This is a genomic window from Bacillus sp. SW14 (assembly GCF_047608225.1).
Classification (GTDB): domain Bacteria; phylum Bacillota; class Bacilli; order Bacillales; family Bacillaceae; genus Bacillus; species Bacillus subtilis_G.
Window position 1 is genome coordinate 3,157,215 of sequence record NZ_JBLKRW010000001.1, and the last position, 21,215, is coordinate 3,178,429.

Annotated in this window: 20 protein-coding genes and 1 pseudogene; 10 read left to right on the plus strand and 11 right to left on the minus strand. The window is 45.6% G+C overall.

Translation table 11 applies throughout. From position 1 onward, the window contains the following. The first annotated feature begins 48 nt into the window (after nt 1-48). A complete protein-coding gene (gene fabHB, locus ACMX2I_RS16340; RefSeq protein ID WP_414957499.1) occupies nt 49-1,026 on the plus strand; it encodes a beta-ketoacyl-ACP synthase III FabHB in 978 nt (325 codons plus the stop codon). Nucleotides 1,027-1,067: 41 nt separating this feature from the next. Here fabHB and ACMX2I_RS16345 read toward each other — a convergent pair whose 3' ends face one another. The 6 genes from ACMX2I_RS16345 to ACMX2I_RS16370 all read right to left on the minus strand — a co-directional run bounded on the left by ACMX2I_RS16345 (nt 1,068) and on the right by ACMX2I_RS16370 (nt 9,945). Further along, nucleotides 1,068-3,395 carry a YhgE/Pip family protein gene (locus ACMX2I_RS16345; RefSeq protein WP_414957500.1) on the minus strand — a complete coding sequence of 776 codons (2,328 nt, stop codon included), beginning with the start codon at nt 3,393-3,395 and terminating at the stop codon, nt 1,068-1,070. 70 nt (nt 3,396-3,465) lie between these two features. Next, nucleotides 3,466-4,041, minus strand: coding sequence for a TetR/AcrR family transcriptional regulator (locus ACMX2I_RS16350; RefSeq protein ID WP_414957501.1), 576 nt, complete (start codon nt 4,039-4,041; stop codon nt 3,466-3,468). Nucleotides 4,042-4,186: 145 nt separating this feature from the next. Next, nucleotides 4,187-5,599 carry a protoporphyrinogen oxidase gene (gene hemY, locus ACMX2I_RS16355; protein WP_414957503.1) on the minus strand — a complete coding sequence of 471 codons (1,413 nt, stop codon included), beginning with the start codon at nt 5,597-5,599 and terminating at the stop codon, nt 4,187-4,189. 14 nt (nt 5,600-5,613) lie between these two features. Next, complete coding sequence (gene hemH / locus ACMX2I_RS16360) at nt 5,614-6,546, minus strand: ferrochelatase (RefSeq protein WP_087991254.1); 933 nt, start codon at nt 6,544-6,546, stop codon at nt 5,614-5,616. Between the two features lie 72 nt (nt 6,547-6,618). Next, nucleotides 6,619-7,680, minus strand: a complete 1,062-nt coding sequence (gene hemE / locus ACMX2I_RS16365) for a uroporphyrinogen decarboxylase (protein ID WP_087991253.1) — start codon at nt 7,678-7,680, stop codon at nt 6,619-6,621. A gap of 120 nt (nt 7,681-7,800) precedes the next feature. Then, entirely contained in the window at nt 7,801-9,945 is a 2,145-nt protein-coding gene (locus ACMX2I_RS16370) for a transglycosylase domain-containing protein (RefSeq protein ID WP_414957504.1), read from the minus strand. Between the two features lie 121 nt (nt 9,946-10,066). Between ACMX2I_RS16370 and hmoB the strand changes: the two genes are divergently transcribed. The 4 genes and pseudogenes from hmoB (at nt 10,067) to sndC (ending at nt 13,648) form a co-directional block, all read left to right on the plus strand. Beyond that, complete coding sequence (gene hmoB, locus ACMX2I_RS16375; RefSeq protein WP_333561983.1) at nt 10,067-10,567, plus strand: heme-degrading oxygenase HmoB; 501 nt, start codon at nt 10,067-10,069, stop codon at nt 10,565-10,567. 43 nt (nt 10,568-10,610) lie between these two features. Further along, nucleotides 10,611-10,928 (plus strand): annotated as a pseudogene (locus ACMX2I_RS16380) (hypothetical protein). A gap of 68 nt (nt 10,929-10,996) precedes the next feature. Beyond that, nucleotides 10,997-12,388 (plus strand): hypothetical protein, encoded by a 1,392-nt coding sequence (locus ACMX2I_RS16385; RefSeq protein WP_414957506.1) that lies wholly within the window; start codon nt 10,997-10,999, stop codon nt 12,386-12,388. Between the two features lie 69 nt (nt 12,389-12,457). Continuing rightward, nucleotides 12,458-13,648 (plus strand): N-acetyl amino acid acetylase SndC, encoded by a 1,191-nt coding sequence (sndC, locus tag ACMX2I_RS16390; RefSeq protein WP_289346828.1) that lies wholly within the window; start codon nt 12,458-12,460, stop codon nt 13,646-13,648. Nucleotides 13,649-13,665: 17 nt separating this feature from the next. On the opposite strand, the gene ACMX2I_RS16395 is transcribed toward sndC, so the two are convergent. From ACMX2I_RS16395 to ecsA, 3 genes are read right to left on the minus strand one after another with little or no spacing between them, the layout of a single operon-like run. After that, the gene (locus tag ACMX2I_RS16395) at nt 13,666-14,376 is read right to left on the minus strand and encodes an EcsC family protein (RefSeq protein WP_202328491.1); all 711 of its coding nucleotides are present in this window, start codon (nt 14,374-14,376) and stop codon (nt 13,666-13,668) included. A 21-nt stretch (nt 14,377-14,397) separates the two neighbouring features. Next, on the minus strand, nt 14,398-15,624 hold the full coding sequence (gene ecsB / locus ACMX2I_RS16400) for an ABC transporter permease EcsB (RefSeq protein WP_414957508.1): 1,227 nt from the start codon (nt 15,622-15,624) through the stop codon (nt 14,398-14,400). Further along, complete coding sequence (gene ecsA / locus ACMX2I_RS16405) at nt 15,617-16,360, minus strand: ABC transporter ATP-binding protein EcsA (RefSeq protein ID WP_087991246.1); 744 nt, start codon at nt 16,358-16,360, stop codon at nt 15,617-15,619. Before ecsA ends, ecsB begins: the two co-directional genes overlap by 8 nt. A gap of 483 nt (nt 16,361-16,843) precedes the next feature. Here ecsA and ACMX2I_RS16410 point away from each other — a divergent pair, with 483 nt between their 5' ends. The 3 genes from ACMX2I_RS16410 (at nt 16,844) to trpP (ending at nt 19,151) form a co-directional block, all read left to right on the plus strand. Then, nucleotides 16,844-17,281 (plus strand): HIT family protein, encoded by a 438-nt coding sequence (locus ACMX2I_RS16410; protein WP_087991245.1) that lies wholly within the window; start codon nt 16,844-16,846, stop codon nt 17,279-17,281. 148 nt (nt 17,282-17,429) lie between these two features. Continuing rightward, nucleotides 17,430-18,509 (plus strand): phosphoserine transaminase, encoded by a 1,080-nt coding sequence (serC, locus tag ACMX2I_RS16415; RefSeq protein WP_414957510.1) that lies wholly within the window; start codon nt 17,430-17,432, stop codon nt 18,507-18,509. A 123-nt stretch (nt 18,510-18,632) separates the two neighbouring features. Then, nucleotides 18,633-19,151: a tryptophan transporter TrpP gene (gene trpP / locus ACMX2I_RS16420; RefSeq protein ID WP_087991243.1), complete on the plus strand. Its 519-nt coding sequence runs from the start codon at nt 18,633-18,635 to the stop codon at nt 19,149-19,151. A gap of 73 nt (nt 19,152-19,224) precedes the next feature. On the opposite strand, the gene ACMX2I_RS16425 is transcribed toward trpP, so the two are convergent. Further along, the gene (locus tag ACMX2I_RS16425) at nt 19,225-19,416 is read right to left on the minus strand and encodes a hypothetical protein (RefSeq protein ID WP_087991242.1); all 192 of its coding nucleotides are present in this window, start codon (nt 19,414-19,416) and stop codon (nt 19,225-19,227) included. Nucleotides 19,417-19,545: 129 nt separating this feature from the next. On the opposite strand from ACMX2I_RS16425, the gene ACMX2I_RS16430 reads away from it, so the two are divergent. Then, a complete protein-coding gene (locus tag ACMX2I_RS16430) occupies nt 19,546-19,902 on the plus strand; it encodes a YtxH domain-containing protein (RefSeq protein ID WP_010329248.1) in 357 nt (118 codons plus the stop codon). A gap of 178 nt (nt 19,903-20,080) precedes the next feature. Continuing rightward, entirely contained in the window at nt 20,081-20,692 is a 612-nt protein-coding gene (locus tag ACMX2I_RS16435; RefSeq protein WP_087991241.1) for an HTH-type transcriptional regulator Hpr, read from the plus strand. On the opposite strand, the gene ACMX2I_RS16440 is transcribed toward ACMX2I_RS16435, so the two are convergent. Next, nucleotides 20,689-21,030 carry a YhaI family protein gene (locus ACMX2I_RS16440; RefSeq protein ID WP_087991240.1) on the minus strand — a complete coding sequence of 114 codons (342 nt, stop codon included), beginning with the start codon at nt 21,028-21,030 and terminating at the stop codon, nt 20,689-20,691. The two genes, ACMX2I_RS16435 and ACMX2I_RS16440, sit on opposite strands and share 4 nt — an antisense overlap. Between the last annotated feature and the right edge of the window lie 185 nt (nt 21,031-21,215).

A 21,215-nucleotide genomic window follows, 5' to 3' on the forward strand; every position in this document is an offset into this window, starting at 1 on the left:
CAGATACTAATATCTAGTGTTATAATCTGATCACAAGGAGTGATTCATATGTCAAAAGCGAAAATTACAGCTATCGGCACCTATGCGCCGAGCAGACGCTTAACCAATGCTGATTTAGAAAAGATCGTTGATACGTCTGATGAATGGATTGTTCAGCGCACAGGAATGAGAGAACGCCGGATAGCGGATGAACAGCAGTTCACCTCTGATTTATGCATCGAAGCGATAAAGGATCTCAAGAGCCGTTATGGAGGGTCACTTGATGATGTCGATATGATTCTTGTTGCCACAACAACATCCGATTATGCCTTTCCGAGTACGGCATGCCGCGTGCAGGAATATTTCGGCTGGGAAAACACAGGCGCTCTGGATATTAATGCGACGTGTGCCGGGCTGACATACGGCCTTCATTTGGCTAATGGATTGATCACATCCGGCCTCCATCAAAAAATTCTCGTCATCGCCGGAGAGACATTGTCAAAAGTAACGGATTATACCGATCGAACGACATGCGTGCTGTTCGGTGACGCTGCGGGGGCGCTGTTAGTTGAACGAGATGAAGAGACGCCTGGATTTCTTGCGTCTGTCCAAGGAACAAGCGGGAACAGCGGAGATATATTGTACCGTGCCGGGCTGCGAAATGAACTAAATGGGGTTCCCCTTGCTGATTCCGGTAAAATGGTTCAAAATGGCCGTGAAGTGTATAAATGGGCAGTGAGAACCGTCCCCCGCGAATTTGAACGCCTTTTGCAACAGGCAGGGCTGTCAAGCGGCGAGCTCGATTGGTTTGTCCCTCACAGCGCCAACTTGCGCATGATCGAATCGATATGTGAAAAAACACCGTTCCCGATTGAAAAAACGCTCACCAGTGTCGAATATTATGGAAACACGTCTTCTGTTTCGATTGTTTTGGCACTTGATCTCGCAGTCAAAGCCGGGAAGCTGAGAAAAGATCAAACCGTGATGCTGTTTGGGTTTGGCGGCGGATTAACCTATACAGGATTACTTGTTAAATGGGGTATGTAACAAAAAAAGAACTTGTTTCGAAGGAAACAAGTTCTTTTTCATTATGAAGCCGGCTGTTCTTCCGATGTTTCTTCCTTCCGGCTTAGCATCATAAAGTAAGTAATGCTCAGCAATATCATAAAGAGGGCGATGCCAATTAAGACGCCGGCCATCTGCCACATGTAGCCAAAATCGCCGTTTGAAATGACCGCTCTGAATCCGTTAATGCTGTAGGTCATCGGCAATGCGCCGTGGATGACTTGATAGAAATTCGGAAGCAATTCCAGCGGGAATGTTCCCCCGCTCGCTCCCAGCTGCAGCACTAAAATAATGACTGCGATAAATCGTCCCGGGTTGCCCATCGTTGTAGCCAAAAATTGAATCATCGCCAGGAAAGCAAGACTCGTAATGATCGTGAACACGTAAAATCTCCACGTGCTCTCAACCTCGAGGCCGATTCCCAGCAGAAGAACCGTCGCCACAATTACCGATTGAATGATTCCAACAAGCATCATGACATTGAATTTGCTGAAGAACCACTCAAAACCGTTTCTCGGACGTCCTGACGCTTCTTTCAGCGGGAAAACAACCGTCAGCATGATGCCGCCGACATACAAGCCCATTGACAGGATATAAGGTGTCAGCCCTGTACCGTAGTTAGGCACGGAATGAATGGCGTCATCATTCGTTTTAACAGGATCGGCAAACATGCCGTATGTTTGATCGTCAGCATCGATATCTCCTGTTTGATCTGCCGCGTCCTTCAGCTTACTAGACAGCTCGCCTGTGCCGTCCAATAACTTGCCTAAACCTGTATCAAGTGATTCAGATCCCTCTGCAAGTTTTGATGATCCGTTTTGGACTTGTTTAGACCCGTCTAACAGTTTCAGCAAGCCGCCGGATACTTGGCTGCTTCCTGTCACCAATTGCTCTGAGCCTGCTTTTGCTTTTGCGAATTGCTTATTATATTCACCAATACCAGCTGTCAATTTATTTTGTCCATCTGTCAGCTGTTGTGAAGCATTGTATATCTTCTCAGATCCAGCAGTTAATTTGTCAATCGCATCTTGAGTGGCTTTTGCGCCGTTATAAAGCTTAGAGGTAGCTTCCGGTAATGCCTTCACCTGTGCAACCTCTGCTTTCACATCTTCCAATGAGCTTTTTATCGTTGCAATGTCAGGCAGCTGATCAGCAGCAGGAAGCTGGCTTAACATTTGATCAAAATCAGGCGCATCAACTTGCGGAAGCTTCTTTTCAACAGAATTGATCAGCTGGCTTTTTTGCTCCGCTGTTAAGAAGTCACTCGAATTGATGAGATTTTTAAATGCCTGATCACGGTTTTTCAAGCTGTTTTCAAAATCAGACAGCTGTTTTTTTAATTCCTTCATCGCTGTTTCTGACTTTTCCAGGTTGTTCACAGCTGTTTCAAGCTTCGTTAAATCGAGCGCATTGATGAGCTTTTCCGCTTTTGCTGCTTTCTCAGAACCTTCTTGGGCTTTACTGTTGAGCTGATCCAGCCCGTTTGTGAGATTAGGCAAGCCCTGCTGCACCTTTTGAAGGCCGGCATTCAGTTCATTCAGTTTGCCCGTTATCTTGCCTGATCCTGCTGCAAGCTGACTAGATTTATCATAAATCTGGTTGCTGCTGTCCTGGAATTTTCCGAGCGAGCTGTCAAGCGATTGGATGCCGCTTGTTACCTTTGCCGCTCCATCTGCAAGCTGCGCCGTTTTGTCACTGATGGTGGCGGTGCTTTCCTTCAGCTTCTCCAAATTTTCTTTCAGCTGGGCGCTTCCGTTTTTCGCATCCTTTGTGCCGTCATCAATTTTTTTCGCGCCGCTGCTCGCGTCGCTCAAACCTTTTGCGATATCTTTAAAGTTATCAAAAATGACTTTCGTATATTGCTCGGTCACTTCTTTTGAAACAGAGGCTTTCAGTTTATCAATCGCTTTTTCACCGATCGTTGCCCCTACATAGTTTGAACCGGCATTCGTATGGTATTTCAGATCGAGCTTTTTCGGATTTTTGTCCAATACAGTGCTGGCATTCTTAGAAAAATCCTCAGGAATCTCGACAACCAAATAGTATTTTTGATTTAATAAGTCCTTTAATGATTGGTCGAGATCACTGGAAAAATGCCAATCAAAGTTTTTATTATCCTTTAATTCTTTGACCAGGTCATCACCGATTTGAAGCTTTTCTCCTTCATACGTTGCTCCTTTATCTTGGTTGACGACAACGACAGGGAGCTGGTCAACTGTGCCGTATGGGTCCCAATAAGCCTTTAAGAACACGCCGCTGTAAATAAGCGGGACAAACAAAATGGCAATGATGGGAATTAATAATGTTTTACTCGTTACGATGTCTTTCCACTGACTTCGTATTGTGTTCATCCTGATGCCTCCATTCTAAAACTGACTCATCATGAAAAATGGTCATTTTCTTGCAAAAAGAAAGGATTATCTAGTTGGCTGACAATCCTTTGACAACATACAATTCAAGCAGTTCCGCAATTGTCTGTTTATCAAGCGGGGGATGCTGTTTTTCCCAATCAAAAATGAGTGCGATATAAAGCTTCAGCATCACGAAAGCTGTCAGCTCAGGGTCGCACGGCTTGATTGCACCGCTTTTGATCCCGTTTTCTATCTTATCTTTCATATAAGATAGAAGACCACGCTCCATTTTTTGGATGACGTCCTGAACGGCCATTGTACCAATTTCAGCGTTTTCTTGGAAAATCTTGATCGTCAGCTGATGTGTTTTCCTGAATTCAAGAATAGCAAACAGCGCTCTGTGCACATTTTCATGGAAAGGAAGGTTCGGCTCCATCGCTTCGTCCGCTTTCTGCTTCATTTCCTTTAATAAAGTTGTGAAAATCTCGTCAAACAGCTCTTCTTTGTTTTTGAAAAAAGTATAAATAGTTCCCTTCCCCACGTTCGCAAGCTTTGCCACTAGGTCCATTGTCGTCGCTTTATAACCGAACTGCGTGAAAGACTTTGTAGCAGCCTCTAAAATGAGCTTTTTTCGATCTATTGACATTGTCTATCACCTCGAAACTGACCGTTTGAACATTTTAGTCATTAAGTACATATGCAAATGTATCATAACCCGATGATCAATTCAATCATTTTTTACACAATATTGACATTCCCCACCAAAAAACCCTCCGCCGCAGCGGAGGGTTTTAGCTGAATAAATAGGTGAGCGCATCAGACACGGCTGCTTTTCCTTGATCGATGCAGTCGGGAATTCCGACACCTTCAAAAGAAGCGCCTGTCATGTAGACACCCGGATACGCGGAGGCCAGTGCTTCGCGCAGCTCTTTGATGCGCTGCTTATGGCCGACATGGTACTGCGGCATGCTTTCATGCCAGCGGGTGACACATGCCATTTCCGGCTCCCCGTTTATGTTCATGACTTTCTTTAAGTCTTCTAACACAATGTTGATAATGTCGTTATCTGAGAGATCGACAATGGATTCGTCTCCGGCTTTCCCGACATATGCACGAAGCAGCGTTTTGCCTTCCGGCGCTGCGTGCGGCCATTTTTTGTTCGTCCACGTACAGGCTGTGATCGCGAAATCACTGTTTCTTGAGATCACAAAGCCCGTACCCTCATGCTCCATTTGGACGGCGCCTTCAGGGAAGCCCAAGGCGACATTTGCCACGGATGTGGAGTGCATATTTTTCAAATGAGAAATGGCAGGAAGCTCTGGAAGCATTCCCGCAGCCGCTTTATGCGGAGCAGTCACAATCACTGAATCAGCATCAAGTGTGACTCCGTTATCCAGCTCGAGTGAGTAGCCAGCGCCACCGCTGCTGATCTTGGTCACTTTTGTGCCTTTGTATATCTTCGTCAGCTTTAATTGCTTTTCGATCTCTTCGACAAGAGTCTGCAAACCGGTTGACAGGGTCTGGAACTGCCCTTGCTTTTTAGCCGTCAGCTGCTGGCCGGCGCCTTGAGGCCTTGTTTTTTTCATGCCGAGAATTAAACTTCTGTGCTTTTGTTCCGTCTGGTAAAATTGCGGAAAAGTCGACATTAGGCTGAGCTTGTCAATGTCGCCAGCGTAGATGCCTGATAGAAGCGGCTCGATTAAATTCTCAACCACTTCATCTCCGACACGTCTGCGGAAAAATTCTCCCAATGACTGGTCGTCTTTTGATTTGCTGGCGGGCAGGATGAAATCCATCGCGGCTCTTGCCTTCCCAGACACAGAAAACAGGCCGGTTGAAACGAACGGCGCGATTTTTGTCGGTATCCCCATTACGGCGCCTTTTGGCATTGGATGCAGGGTGCGGTTTACAAGCACATAGGATTGTCCTGTCGCATTGTTGACAAGTAAATGTTCAAGGCCTAAGTCTTTGACAAGCTCCGGAGCGCTTTTCTTCCGTTCCAAAAATGAGTCAGGCCCTCGTTCGATGATATAGCCGTCTTTGTTGACAGTCTGGATTTTCCCGCCGACTCTCGGACTTGCCTCAACAAGCGTCAGCTCAAGCGGCAGATCTTTTTCTTTGATTTCTTTTTCCATATAGAAGGCGGCGGCTAAACCGGTAATGCCGCCGCCGATGATGACTACATGTTTTTTGCCGTCACTCATGTTCATCGCCTTCTTTAACGTCCTAATTTTTTTAATACAACTGTTGCTAATGCATCAATAAATTCCGGCTTTGCATTCGGCATTTCCGGGCGGTAGTAGCTTGCGCCGATATCGTCAGTGACCACTTTGCATTCATAATCATTATCGTAAAGCACTTCTAAATGATCCGCTACAAATCCGACAGGGACATATACAAATGCCTGATAGCCTTTTTGTTCGAATAAATCACGTGTTAAATCCTGTACATCGGGTCCGAGCCAAGGATCAGGCGTGTTCCCTTCGCTTTGCCAGCCGACAGCATATTCGGAAACGCCTGCGCCTTCAGCAATCAATTTCGCCGATTCATGTAGCTGGTTCGGGTACGGGTCTCCAAATTCTTTGATTTTTTCCGGCAGACTGTGGGCGGATACGATGAGCATCGCCTTTTCTCTTTCATCCTCAGGCATTGACGCATATGTTTCCTTCACTCGGTCAACCCAGTATTTCACGAACTTCGGTTCATCGTACCAGCTTTCAACAGACGTAATCGTTAAGCCGCCAAGTTTTTCAGCCTCTTCTTTGGCACGTTTGTTGTAGGACTGCACGCTGAATGTGGAGAAATGCGGTGCCAGCACGATGCTGACTGCTTCTGTGATGCCGTCCTTATGCATCTCTGCCACAGCGTCTTCAATAAACGGCTCGATGTGCTTCAGACCGATATACGCTTTAAATGTAATCTCGTCCTGAATGTCATTTAAGTGCTGTTCAAGCTTGTGCGCCTGCTCTTCTGTGATTTTGGCAAGCGGTGAAATGCCGCCAATTGCTTCGTATCTGTCTTTTAAATCTTGAAGCATTTCAGGTTCAGGCTTTCTGCCTCTTCTGATATGTGTATAATAACGTTCGATATCTTCTTCTTTATAAGGCGTGCCGTACGCCATAACGAGAAGCCCCATTTTCTTTCTACCCACTGTTTACACCCTCTTTAATGATCTGATACAAATATTTTGACAGGTATATCATCATGATAGCAAAAGATACGCTTAGGAATATTGACCCGTTTTTTTGTTTTGTGAATATTTATGGACAAATGCTGTCAGTTTTTTCAAAACCTCAGGACTGACGTCAGGAAATACCCCATGTCCAAGGTTAAAAATGAAACCGTCCGATTTCAGGCCCTGATCCAGTATATCCGCCGTTTTTTTCTCAATGACTTCCCAAGGCGCCAGCAAAATGGACGGGTCCAGATTGCCCTGCACTGTTTTGGCGATGCCTTTTGATCTGGCCTCCTCAATGCCGAGTCTCCAATCGAGCCCGACAACATCGAGGGGAAGGTCATGCCAATCACCTGCCAGATGGCTTGCGCCGACACCAAACATGATCAGCGGCACATCCTCCTGTGCAAGCTCTGTAAAAATCCGGTTCATCACGGGTTTGATGTATGTTCTGTAGTCCGCCTGATTCAGCGCGCCGACCCACGAATCAAAGATTTGAATCGCTTTTGCGCCTGCTTTAATTTGCGCTTTTACGTATACGATAATCATGTCGGCAAGCTTATGCATCAAAAGGTCCCATGCATCCGGCATGCTGTACATGAAGGCTTTTGTTTTATTGTAGTTTTTCGAAGGACCGCCTTCGATCATGTAGCTGGCAAGCGTAAAAGGCGCACCTGAGAAACCGATGAGCGGGACGTTGAGCTGCTCATTGACAAGCAGTTTAATCGTCTCTAGCACGTACGGCACATCCTGTTCCGGATCAATCTGTCCGAGTTTTTCAATGTCCGCCAGAGACCGGATCGGCTGATCAATCACAGGCCCGATCCCGTTTTTGATTTCAACATCCACTCCGATTGAAGGCAGCGGAGTCATGATATCTTTATAAAGGATTGCAGCATCAACTCCGTATTGCTCAACCGGAAGTCTTGTGACATACGCACATAGTTCGGGCTGATGGGTAATCTCGAACAATCCGTACTTTTCCTTCAGCTTACGGTATTCCGGCTGTGAGCGCCCAGCTTGTCTCATGTACCATACAGGCGTGTGATCCGCTTTTTCTCCCCGTGCAGCTTTTAAAAACGTCTCGTTAAACGTTTCTTGTTTACTCATCTGATTTCCACCTTTCATACTGCAACCATACGTTCGTGTTTCTTGACCATTACACTATACCTCGTTTTGGGCAAATGGTATAGAAATGAGGCTCAATGTTCAAAAAATCGCCGAATTCCATTAAGAGGAAAACAATTTCGGCTGAACGTAATCGGTTCCTTCCCCTTCTCTTTTTGTCTGTGTATTATAAGGCACAACTTTATAAGAAGCGCCTGAAAACAAGTTGGCATAAGGGATTTCATAGCTGCCCTTTCCTTCGACTGAATCAAGAAGCGTCTCCTTGCCATCCTTATTTACATAAATTCTGTATACGGTCCGATCATCCTCTTGAGCATCCCATTTTAATTCAATGGTAAACAGCCCCGCTGCTTTAAATGTGTAATCTGCTGTTAGCGTTTTGACCGGCTCCAGCTTAATCGGGCTTTCCAGTTCTTTGACGTTTTTAGGCTTCGTAAACACATCACCGGTTTCTCCAGCCTGCGTCAAAATATCTTTAAACAGTCTCGTCGAATACGCGCTGCCGCCTTTTAAATAATGGTTTTGGTCTGTTTTATCATAGCCCATCCAGACAGCCCCGGTTATTTTCGGTGTATAGCCGGCAAACCAAGCATCCTTTGTCGCGCCGGAGACGCCTGTATAAGAAGTAGAGCCGGTTTTTCCCGCCAGGTCACCGTGATAAGTTCCTGACACGGCCGTTCCCTTTTTGACCACCTGCTGCAGCATTCTTGTCATATTCCAAGACGTCTGCTTGCTGAATACCCGCTTTCCTTCTTCTTTATGGTCGGCTATCGTTTCTCCGTCTTCATCCTCTATGCTGGAAATAAAGAACGGTTCAGTATACATTCCATCCGCGGCAAACGTATGAAACGCGCCGGCAAGCCGGAGCGGGGAAACGCCTTTTTCCAAACCGCCGAGAGCGAGGGCAAGGCCTTCATCAGGGATATCGATGCCGTTTGCTTTCAAATAAGATTTTCCTGTTTCGACGCCGATCTCATTCAGCGTCCAGACAGCCGGTGCGTTTTTGCTGTACGTAATGGCGTCAGACATGGTCACTTCGCCCTCATACTGGCTGTCATAGTTTTTCGGTGTATAATCTCCGTAGGATTGCAGCTCATCCTTCAATAGAGAATATGGTTTAAATTTCTTTTCCTGCATCGCCGGCCCGTATACCGCAAGCGGCTTCAATGTGGAACCCGGCTGGCGGGCAGCTGTGACGCGGTTGTATCCTTTGGATGTGTATTCCCTTCCGCCGATCGCCGCTTCCACACCGCCTGTCTTGTTATTGATAAAGACGGCGCTTCCTTCAGCATTCTGGTCTGTTCCGGGATAGTAGCTTCCCTGCTTCATCACCTGATAAGCCGTCTTCTGAAGCTTCGAATCAAGCGGAACCTTGATCGTGTATCCGCCTTGAAGAAGCTGCTCTCCGGAAATCGAGTACTTGTCTTCCGCCTCTTCAATCACAAGATCAATATAGCTGTCAAACCAAGGTGTTTCCGACTGTTTCTTCACGTTCAGACCGAGCGTCCTCCCCTGCGCGCTGACAGCCTCTTTCGCACTGATGTAGCCTTGGTCATTCATCATGCCGAGAATCGTATCACGCCGCTCCTTACTTTTATCAGGATGCAAAACAGGAGAATACGTAGAAGGCGCCTTCGGAATAGCGGCCAAAACCGCGCCTTCGGATACAGTTAAATCTTTTACTTCCTTATTAAAATAATAGTGGGACGCCGCTTGTATGCCGTACACCCCATGCCCGAAGTAAAGCTGGTTCAAATACATTTCCAGCAGTTTGTCCTTGCTGTAATCCCGTTCAAGATTAATCGCAATGATCACTTCTTTTGTTTTTCTTAAAAACGTTTTGTCGTGTGTCAGAAAAATATTTTTGGCAAGCTGCTGGGTGATCGTGCTTCCGCCTTCCACCTTTCCGCCTGCTAATATATCGCGGTATACCGCCCTTCCGACAGATTTCGCATCAATGCCGTGATGTTCATAGAACCTTTTATCCTCAACAGCGATAAACGCTTCTCTGACCCGCTCCGGAATCTCATTAATCGAGACCGGCTCACGATTTTCTGTATACAGGCTGGCAACCTCCACTCCGTCTTGATCGACAATTTTTGAAGAGGCATGAAGAATCAGCTTCTTTTCATCTATGACATAATGCCCGAGAAAAATAATTGAAATATATCCTATTAAAGCGAGAAAAGCAGTTAACACTAAAATAATGATGGGTATAAATAGTTTCTTTTTCTTCACCTTAAACATGAACTCACCTCGCCTTTCTAAAGGTAGTATGGGAAAAATTGTTTGGAATTATGTTTGAAGCACTCGCCAATAGAAACTTATACCATTGTTTTGATATACTAGCAAGCAGGAGGTGGCTGATATGAATGTTTATATTACATATGGGACAGCCGATTTTTTAAAAACGCTCGTAAAGAAGCATCCGTCGGAAAATATCCTTTTGATGCAGGGGCAAGAAAACGCGATTTTGATCCACGAAACAAGCGGTGATACCGTTTTTCAGGCACCCCATGCTTATGAAGCGATTGACCAAGCCGGCGAGATGAAGAATCCCGGTTTTGCCGTCTTGAACAATATTGCCGTCACTCAGGAAGGACGTCCGCTGTTTGAAAACAGATTCAAAAACAGAGCGGGAAAAGTAGAAAACGAGCCCGGTTTTGAAGCAATTCGTGTGCTCCGCCCGCTTGACAGTGATACGTACGTCATTCTGACCTTGTGGGAAACGGAAAGAGCCTTTCAAGACTGGCAGCAGTCAGGTTCATACAAAGAAGCCCACAAAAAACGCGGCACGTCTGCCGGAATTGACACCACGTCGATCTTCTCCCGGCCTTCGTATGTCACCACATATTCCGCTGTCGAATAGCTGCCGGCATCTCCGGCAGCTTATTTATCGGTAGGAAATCAAAATGAAGTACACTTGCCCAGTCTGCGGGTTTAAGGGACTGACTGAACCGGCATATGATAAGCAAGGGAATCATTCTTATGAAATTTGTCCGTGCTGCGGTTTTCAGTTTGGGTTTGATGATTACGAGATGCGGCGCGAGGATGGTTCATTTTTAAAACCATCGGAAAGCATCATCGCCTACAGAAAAAACTGGCTGGCTGATGGCGCCGTTATTTTTTCTCCTGAATGCTTCCCTGAGCATCAGCAGAAAGCGAATAGAGTGTTAAAGCAGCATTTGCTTGAGCAGCTCAAACAGATCAATGTTCATCTTCTATCATAACCCTGCCTTCTGTCCCCGCACCTTCCGCCTGCCTATGAATAATCTGTAGGAAGCGGAAGGAGTGATCAATGATGGAAGTCGGGATTTTGTCTGTCCACATACTGTATGTGTTTTTTATCGGGGCGATTATCCTATTTATGCTGCTGCGGAAAGATACGACCTTTATTTCCTTATTCGGCATTTTCATGATAGCGCTTTGGACCAGCCATTCACTTTCAGCTTCTGTCAGCAGTTTATTCCACAGCTTTATTTACGCGGCCGGCGAACTGCTGCCCACGATTTTCATCATTTGTTTTATCGTTTCGATGAGTGATTTGTTAACAAAAACAGGGATAAATGAAGCAATGATTTCTCCCTTTGCAAACCTTGTGAAAGGCCCTGTCACTGCCTATTGGCTGATTGGCGGCCTGATGTTCGCCATTTCTCTCTTCTTCTGGCCTTCTCCGGGTGTCGCTTTGATCGGCGCGGTCCTGCTCCCGGCGGCGGCCCGCGCCGGGTTGCCGCCTATTGCAGCAGCTATGGCTATGAACTTGTTCGGTCACGGTTTTGCTTTGTCAGGGGACTTTGTCATTCAGGCGGCGCCGAAACTGACAGCTGATGCGGCAGGCATTCCTGTCGGTGATGTCGTCTCGGCAAGCATTCCCCTTGTGCTGATTATGGGCTTGACCACTACAACCGCAGCTTTTATCATGATTCAGCGCGAACGCAAAAAAAAGCTCGGTCCAGCTTCTTTTTCCCCTATGCTTTCTGACGAACAAGACACCTCGCTGTATTTGCCAAAACGCCTGCGGTCCATATTGGCTTTTTTGATTCCGCTTGTCTTTCTTGGGGATATCGCCTGCATGCTCTTGTTTAATCTACAGGGAAATGATGCAACCGCGTTAATCGGCGGGTCTGCGATCTGCATCCTCCTGACTGTCCATTTTCTCGTGTATAAGCAAAAAGGGCTTGAAAAAATCACCGGTTATTTTATTGATGGGTTCCAGTTCGGCTTTAAGGTTTTCGGCCCCGTCATCCCGATTGCCGCTTTCTTTTATCTTGGCGGGTCAGGTTTTGAAAGCATACTGGGCATTGCACTCCCTAAAGGTTCCCAAGGCATTGTCAATGATCTCGGCATTGCTTTATCCGGCATGATGCCTATGTCAAAGGAGCTTGCCGCCGTTGCTCTAACTGCCGCTGGAGCGATAACCGGCCTCGACGGATCAGGGTTTTCAGGCATTTCTCTCGCAGGCTCTGTCGCACACCTCTTTTCGTCCGCTCTTCATACTGATCCCGCCGTTCTGACCGCACTCGGCCAAATATCTGCCATCTGGGTGGGGGGCGGAACACTGGTCCCATGGGCGCTGATTCCCGCTGCGGCCATTTGCAAAGTTGATCCTTTTGAGCTTGCCAGAAAAAACTTCATTCCCGTCGCGATTGGCCTTTCTGTGACAGCCATCGCAGCCATGGTGTTGCTTTGAAGTCAAGTTGAAATATTCAGACTTTTTCTATACAATCATGGAAAAGCATAGAAAAAGGGGGAAGCGGCTTTGTCCATATTTACACTGCAGAAAGAGATAAACAAACAGCTCGACAGCTGTTTTGAAGAAATGGTCGAGATCAGGCGCCATTTTCACATGTATCCTGAGCTCTCGTTTCAAGAAGAAAAAACCGCCGCATTTATTGCTTCCTATTATGAATCATTAGGCGTCCCGATCCGCACGAATGTTGGCGGCAGAGGGGTTTTAGCATATATAGAAGGCAGCGAATCCGGCCCAACAGTCGCGTTGCGGGCCGACTTTGACGCCCTCCCCATCCAAGATGAAAAAGATGTTTCTTACGCCTCCAAAGTGCCGGGTGTCATGCACGCATGCGGCCATGACGGCCATACGGCAGCTCTTCTCGCAGTGGCAAAGGTCCTTCACCAAAATAGACATGAACTGAAGGGAACATTTGTGATAATCCATCAGCATGCGGAAGAATATTATCCGGGAGGCGCAAAGCCAATGATTGATGACGGCTGTCTTGAAAATGCAGATGTGATATTCGGCACGCATCTTTGGGCGACTGAGCCGCTCGGAACCATTCTCTGCCGCCCCGGCGCCGTGATGGCGGCGGCGGACCGATTCACGATAAAAATCCGCGGTAAGGGCGGCCACGGCGCTCACCCGCACGATACAAAAGACGCCGTCCTGATCGGCTCGCAAATCGTTTCCTCTTTGCAGCACATTGTCAGCCGCAAAGTTAATCCGATTCATTCCGCCGTCATTTCGACAGGCTCTTTTATCGCCGACAACCCGTTTAATGTCATTGCAGACCAAGCCACACTCATCGGCACTGCGCGTTCATTTGACGATAGTGTCCGCAACGTTCTGGAGAAAGAAATTGAAGCAGTTGTAAAAGGAGTGTGCAGCATGCACGGCGCGTCCTATGAGTACAACTATGAACGGGGCTATCCGGCTGTTGTGAACCATCCTGCAGAAACGAGCCACTTGGTCAGCAGCGCAAAGAACACGGAGGGCGTTCAGCAGGTCATTGACTGTGAACCGCAAATGGGCGGCGAGGATTTTGCCTACTACTTACAAAACGTCAAAGGCACTTTTTTCTTTACTGGTGCCGCTCCTGAACAGCCAGAGCGCGTCTATTCCCACCACCATCCGAAATTCGATATCAATGAAAAAGCAATGCTGACAGCAGCAAAGGTGCTTGCGGGTGCCGCGATCACCTATCATACACTATAAAAAAACAGCCGGAGTGTTTATTCTCCGGCTGTTTCCTTTGTAATTCTCATATGAAAAACGTGTCTTGCCGTCTCGCCAAGCTGAGAAAGCAGCTTATAATTGGCAATGCCGCCGACTGCCGCACCTACTCCGGGCAAAAGCTGCAAAAGCTTTACGACGTCGATATAATCGCGATATTCCTGCTGGAACACTCTCCAGTCGATACTCTTTTTCTCCGTCTCCCAATTGTCGATGACACAAAAAAGCGATTTGCGGCAGTCATCACTCGAAAAGGCGAGCTGAAACACCAGCAGCAAAAACATTCTTTCTTGCGCATCCTTCACATCAAAGCCATAAATTGAGGATAAGGTAAATAAACACTTCATCTTAATCGAAAGCAGCAGCGGGAAATCGGCAATCCCTAAAAAAATGCCGCCCGCTCCGGTGCCGACTCCCTCAGCAGCCGCCACTTTCTGATAAGAAGCAATCGTTTTTTTCGCCAGTTCGTTTTTTTCACTGAGCGAAAGTGCGCTTGTATCCTTCTTATAGGCGATGATATTGGAGCCGGCCATCGTCGCTTCGACCATTTTTTTCACACTTTCAGTGACGGCCGCATGAATTTTTTCCGGAATCCGCTCATTCACCTTCGTTTGCATACGCTTTGAAAAGCGTTCAAACATGGAATCTTTTCGCAAAAAATGCATTTTCCATTGAAGGGCTTCATGCATCAGCAGCTGGTTGTCTGTCATTTGACCTACCCCTTTTTAAGCTCACAGCTTTCCATGTTTTTTCAGTCTGGTTGTCATATAAGAAGGCATAATAACAAAAATCAGGACGGCAGAACCGATCAGCGCGTACAGAAACCCTGTCAAGCCGGCAGCATAGGCAGAAGCAGCAGACATCAGCAGCGCTTGTACGCTAAGTGCCGTTTTTAATAAAGAGAAATAACTTTTCAGCTTCGTCTCTTTTTTCACAGGGTAAAGCTCTTGTAGCGCCAAATGGTCAAAGTGGCCGAACAGCGGCAGAAGCTGAATGCCCGTAATAAAAATGGTAAATACAGTAAAAACCCCTGCGATGAGCGGGCTTGCCGACATATACATAATGATCAGCGCGAAAATGACCGTCAATCTGACGAGGATGCCCAAATAATCACTTGAACGTAAAAAGGCCCGGGTGAACATGTAGGCAAACGTTTTGCGCTGTTCAAACGGCACGAGACGCAGCAAAAAGTCGAGATACGCCCTGCGTTTCGCTTGCTTTCGTAAATGCGGCACATCAGTGAACAGGTTGGCAATTCGGTAGAAACGCTGCTTGCGTCTCAATTCGGACTCAATATGGCTCTCCCATTTAAACGTTTTCCGTTTTGCTGAGGAAGACATATAGAGATAAAGACCTGCCATAATGACATAAACCACAAGCGCATACATATAAACAGATTGGAAAACAAAATAAAGAACGAGCGTATTCGCCGCAAAGCGAATGATCACATCCATCGGTTTCAAGCTTCGGTCATTCTGGAAGGTCGTGCGCCATTCCATCACCTGATTCCACGCTTTCAGCAGCAAAAGCTGGGCAAAAACTGCCGCATACGATGCGAGCGAAGCCCCCGGTGCGACAGCGAAATAAAGCGGCATTGCAACAATGCTCAGTGCAATCAGCGGAAACAGCTGAGACACATAACTGTAGACAAACGCCTGCTTCAAGTAAGGCTCCATTTTTGCTTCAAGCGGCAATAAGAAGACAAGGTCAGCCTCTTTCAACAGCGTCCGCACATAAGAGCTTGTCAACACGAGCGAAAACAGTACGGCCATCACCCAGAAAGACGGAAAGTGAGCGGGAATGTCACGTATCCATTTGCTGTACCAGCTTGCAGCGCCCGCGAGAAAAAAGATCAAAACAATGACAAGGTGATCGTTGAGCATATATTTCATATACGTCCTTGTTTCTTTGATATGCTCCTGCAGCCGCGACTGCCAAATATCAAGCATATTATTCATGGCCAGCGTCTTCCTTTGTGAGTTCAAGATACAAATCGTCCAGCGCCGCGTCCTTCATTCCAAACTGCTCTCTGAGTTCGGACAGCGTGCCGCGCGCCCGCACCTCGCCGTTATGTAAAATAATAAACGAATCACAATAGCGCTCTGCCGTTGCCAAAATGTGCGTTGACATCAGCACGCTCGCCCCGCTTTTTTTCGCTTCATTCATCCGCTCAAGCAGCGCGTTAATCGCAAGCGGATCAAGTCCTAGAAAAGGCTCATCAATGATGTAGAGCGCGGGCTCTGCCAAAAATGCGCACATAATCATAACCTTCTGCTTCATTCCTTTAGAAAAATGAGCCGGGAACCACTTCAGCCTCTTTTCCATTCGGAATTCCTTTAAAAGCGGCGGCAGCCTTTTCTCCATCGTTTCTTTTGAGATACCGTATGCCATCGCTGTTAACTCCAGATGCTCCATCAGCGTCAGCTCTTCATATAAAACAGGTGTTTCAGGTATATAGGTGAATTGTGAGCGGTAGCCTTCCGGATCCTCAGCAAAGGTTTTCCCATTTAATTCGATTGATCCTTTATGCGGGTCCATCAGCCCGATGATATGTCTGATTGTTGTACTTTTACCCGCACCGTTCAGCCCGATTAAACCGACAATTTGATTCGGTTCAAGGGTGAATGATACGTTTTTCAAAACCGGATTTCTTGTATATCCGCCGGTCAAGTTCTTTACCGATAGCAGAGACATAGTTTCTCCCCTTATATTGTTTTCTTCATAGTACCAAAAACAAAGCATGATTTGAAACAATTCCCTTTTAACAAATGATGAATTTGCTGTCATAAAGAGACAGGTTTCGGGACATCATAATGGTTGTAGAGGAAAAGCATATCAACTGAAAAATGAGGTGTTTGTCAAAGACGTCTTAGATACAGTTGGATAGAAAATAAACATGTCCAATGCTCAAACCTTTTCTCTTCACTGAACTTGATGAATTCTTCTATGAAGCAAATTGTCAAATGAGGTGTTTATCGCAGGAATCGTTAGGCATTAAACAAGTCTTCATTTTATCGACAAATGAGGTGCTTACCAAAGGCATATCACATTTTCTTCATAAAGCTCTTCCTCTGCATTCAGGGTGAACGCTCGCCGTTCATCCTGTTTTCTATTTCCAGCATTTCTGTGGTACGATGAGTGTATACATACGAAACAATTTCATAAGGAGGAACTTTCATGCATAATGCAGAGAATTGTATCTTTTGTAAAATTATTGCCGGTGACATTCCATCCGCAAAGGTGTATGAAGATGAACACGTGCTGGCCTTCCTTGATATCAGCCAAGTGACAAAGGGACACACGCTTGTCATTCCGAAAACGCATATCGAAAACGTGTATGAATTTACGGATGAATTAGCAAAACAATATTTTCACGCTGTTCCGAAAATCGCCCGCGCCATCCGGGATGAATTTGAACCGATCGGCTTAAATACGCTGAACAATAACGGCGAAAAAGCAGGACAATCTGTTTTCCATTATCATATGCATATTATCCCGCGTTACGGAAAAGGAGACGGATTCGGAGCCGTTTGGAAAACACATGCTGATGATTACAAACCGGAGGATCTGCAGACCATCTCTTCCTCTATCGCGAAACGCCTGGCCTCATCATAAGATGGGGTTATTTTATTTGTGAGCATTTATAGCAAACATCCGTCAATTTCTTTTGATTATTCTAATTTTTTATCAAAAAACTGCATTTTTGTGATAGGATAATTGTATTATTTTATACATTAACGTGGAGAACAGGGAGAGGATCATGATGGAACGCACAACAAATTTTAACGCAGGTCCTGCAGCGCTGCCATTGGAAGTTCTGCAAAAAGCACAGAAAGAATTTATTGATTTTAACGAATCCGGCATGTCCGTTATGGAGCTTTCCCACCGCAGCAAAGAGTACGAAGCGGTGCACCAAAAAGCGAAAAACCTTTTAATCGAACTGATGGGCATCCCGGAAGATTACGATATTTTGTTTCTTCAAGGCGGGGCAAGCCTTCAATTCTCAATGCTTCCGATGAACTTTTTAACACCTGATAAAACCGCGCATTTTGTAATGACTGGGGCTTGGTCCGAAAAAGCCCTCGCTGAAGCAAAGCTCTTCGGGAACACCTCTGTGACAGCGACAAGCGAGGCAGACAATTACAGCTTTATTCCTGAAGTTGACCTTACAGATGTAAAAGACGGCGCGTATTTACATCTCACGTCCAACAATACGATTTTCGGCACACAGTGGCAAGAATTCCCGAATTCCCCTATTCCGCTTGTCGCTGACATGTCCAGCGATATTTTAAGCAGAAAAATCGATGTGCCCAAATTTGACGTGATTTACGGAGGCGCCCAAAAGAACCTCGGCCCTTCCGGTGTGACAGTTGTCATCATGAAAAAAACGTGGCTGCAAAATGAAAATGCGAACGTTCCAAAAATCCTGACATATTCAACGCATGTCAAAGCGGATTCACTTTACAACACTCCGCCGACATTTGCGATTTATATGCTGAGCCTTGTTCTGGAATGGCTGAAAGAAAACGGCGGTGTTGAAGCTGCTGAACAACGTAATGAACAAAAAGCGCAGGTGCTCTACAGCTGCATTGATGAAAGCGGCGGATTCTATAAAGGACATGCCAGAAAGGACAGCCGCTCACGCATGAATGTTACCTTCACGCTTCGTAATGACGAATTAACGAAAACATTCGTTCAGGAAGCAAAAGAAGCAAAGATGATCGGCCTTGGCGGACACCGTTCAGTAGGAGGCTGCCGTGCTTCTATTTATAACGCGGTGTCTCTCGAAGACTGTGAAAAATTAGCTGCGTTCATGAAGAAATTCCAGCAGGAAAATGAGTAAAAAGTCTGGCTATGCAAACCGTTCGTTTGGTATACTGTTTGCATATCACATTCTTTAAGCCTTCGCAATAAATGACGAGCATATTATTGGAGGGCAAAAAGCTTAGCAGAGGAGAGCATAGATATGAAAACAAAAGAGTTAGTCATTATGGCTCTGTTTGCCGCAATCGGCGCAGCGCTTCATTCCATTATTCCGCCCTTTTTAGGCGGCATGAAACCAGATATGATGCTGATCATGATGTTCATGGGCATCCTTCTGTTCCCGCGGGTGCAAAATGTACTCGTCATTGGGATTGTGACCGGAATTATTTCCGCACTTACAACCGCATTTCCAGCCGGACAGATTCCTAACATCATCGATAAACCCGTGTCAGCTTTTCTGTTCTTCATCCTGTTCCTTTTGTTCAGAAAGAGCCAGAAAACAGGTGCAGCCGCAGTTCTGACAGCGATCGGAACCATCTTATCGGGCATTGTATTTTTATCGTCAGCTTTATTGATCGTCGGTTTGCCTGGCGGTTTCGCCGCATTGTTCGCGGCTGTTGTTCTGCCGGCCGCTGTACTGAACACAATCGCAATGATTATTATTTATCCGATTGTGCAAACCATTTTAAAACGTTCAAGCTTTATGGAAGCTGCTGAATAATTGTCACCCAAAACCTCTTCCGCTTCCGGGAGAGGTTTTTTTCGACAGAGAGTCCGCAGCCTGTCAGCATGTTTTAAGCAAAGAGTTTTGTGAAAAAGATAAGACATAGTGTAAAGGCGGTTCCGGTTGAACAAACAAGCGCTTTCTGCCGGATGACCTTCTTGGGCGGATAAGAAGCAGCCTGGCTGAGGAGTCTGATATAGTAAACAGCGCCTGAAGCGAAGGCAAGGGTGATGCAGGATAACACAATTATAAAGACAGACAACCTTCTCCCTCCTTTTCACTTAAAAAATATGCTAAAATAAAGCAAGCTATGTATAGAAGTTCAGGCTTTCAACAAAAACGAAAAATACTGAATGAATCCTATTTTCAAGAAAAAGACGGGGTGATTGTAATGGCGGACGGACGTTCTCTGCTAACAGGACTATTCGTAGGCGGCATTATCGGAGGGGCTGCAGTTCTTCTTACTGCACCTTCCTCAGGAGCGCAGCTGCGTGAAAAAATGAAAACCAATTATGATTCTTTCGAAGAAACGATCAAACGCTTAAAATCAGACGGGCTTGCGTTAAAAGACCAGCTGATCAAAGCGGCCAAAGAAAGTACAGATGTCATTAAAGATGTGAGCGGCGAGCTCCAAACGTCAATTAAAAAATGGCAGGAAGAGATCAAACCTCACCAGCAGGATCTGCAAAAAGAAATCGCTGATATTGAAGAGAAGATCAAACAGCTGGAGAAAACCTTACAAAACTAATATCCTATTCAAAAGAAAAAAATGCGGGCCAAAACTGGACCCGCATTTTTTTTTGACCGAAAAAGCCTCTCACCGCAACGGATTGTGAATTTATTAAAAAATTCTTAAATTTTCATCTTTATTAATCTTTATTTTATTGGCATAATAGAGAAAAAGAAAAAGAGAAGCAGGTGACGTAATGAATCGAGTGGAACCGCCTTATGATGTGAAAGAGGCTCTGGTCTTCACCCAGAAAATGGCTCAGCTTAGCAAAGCTCTTTGGAAATCGATTGAGAAGGATTGGCAGCAATGGCTTAAACCGTATGACCTGAATATTAATGAGCATCATATTTTATGGATTGCGTATCAATTGAATGGAGCTTCCATTTCTGAAATCGCGAAATTCGGGGTCATGCACGTATCAACCGCATTCAATTTTTCAAAAAAGCTGGAAGAGCGAGGATATTTAAGATTCTCCAAACGGCTGAATGATAAACGGAACACATACGTCCAATTGACTGAGGAAGGGAATGAAGTATTCTGGAGCTTGCTCGAGGAATTCGATCCGACTCGCAACGCGGTTTTTAAAGGATCACAGCCACTTTATCATTTATTCGGAAAATTCCCTGAAGTGGCAGAACTGATGTGTATGATACGCCATATTTACGGCGATGATTTTATGGAAATTTTCGAAACGTCACTCACCAATATTGACAATGACTTTGAAAGCGTAAACGGAAAACTGAAGAAAAAAGCAAAGGACAGTGCTGCGGATGAACCGGCAGAAGAGCTCGAACCTGTAAACAGTTAATCAAAGTGCTTCATGATGCCGATAAAGACTTCCATCAGCTCTTGATAAAGCCCCTGCTCATACAGGGAAAAGATAGTTTCATGAACATCTAATTTTTCATTCAGCTGTCCGGCAAAAAGCGCAAGGAGCTTATCGAAGGTTACAAATCCTTGCGCTTTTTGTGCTGCCAGCTCATCCGACAATTCATCGCATATCCTCATAACCTCTTCCCCTTCTTCCCTGCTCAGCCCTTTGTCAATGAGAAGCGCATAGAAAGGGTACCTGTCCATATCTACTGTTTTCACTAATAATTGTATGTAATATTCTAATCGCTCAATGCGATGATCCATCGAATCCATCCACACCACTTCTTTCTATCTTTAATCTTATTTTAGCTGATAATTCACTGAGAAGAAAGTTCTAACCCCATATTTCGCAGTTTGTTTGCTTGTTTCAAAAAAATACCTGCCGGATGATATTTTTTCTTAAAAAAGCATTGATTTTTTCTCTTAGGAGGAGTAAATTATTTTGAGATTCTAATCAA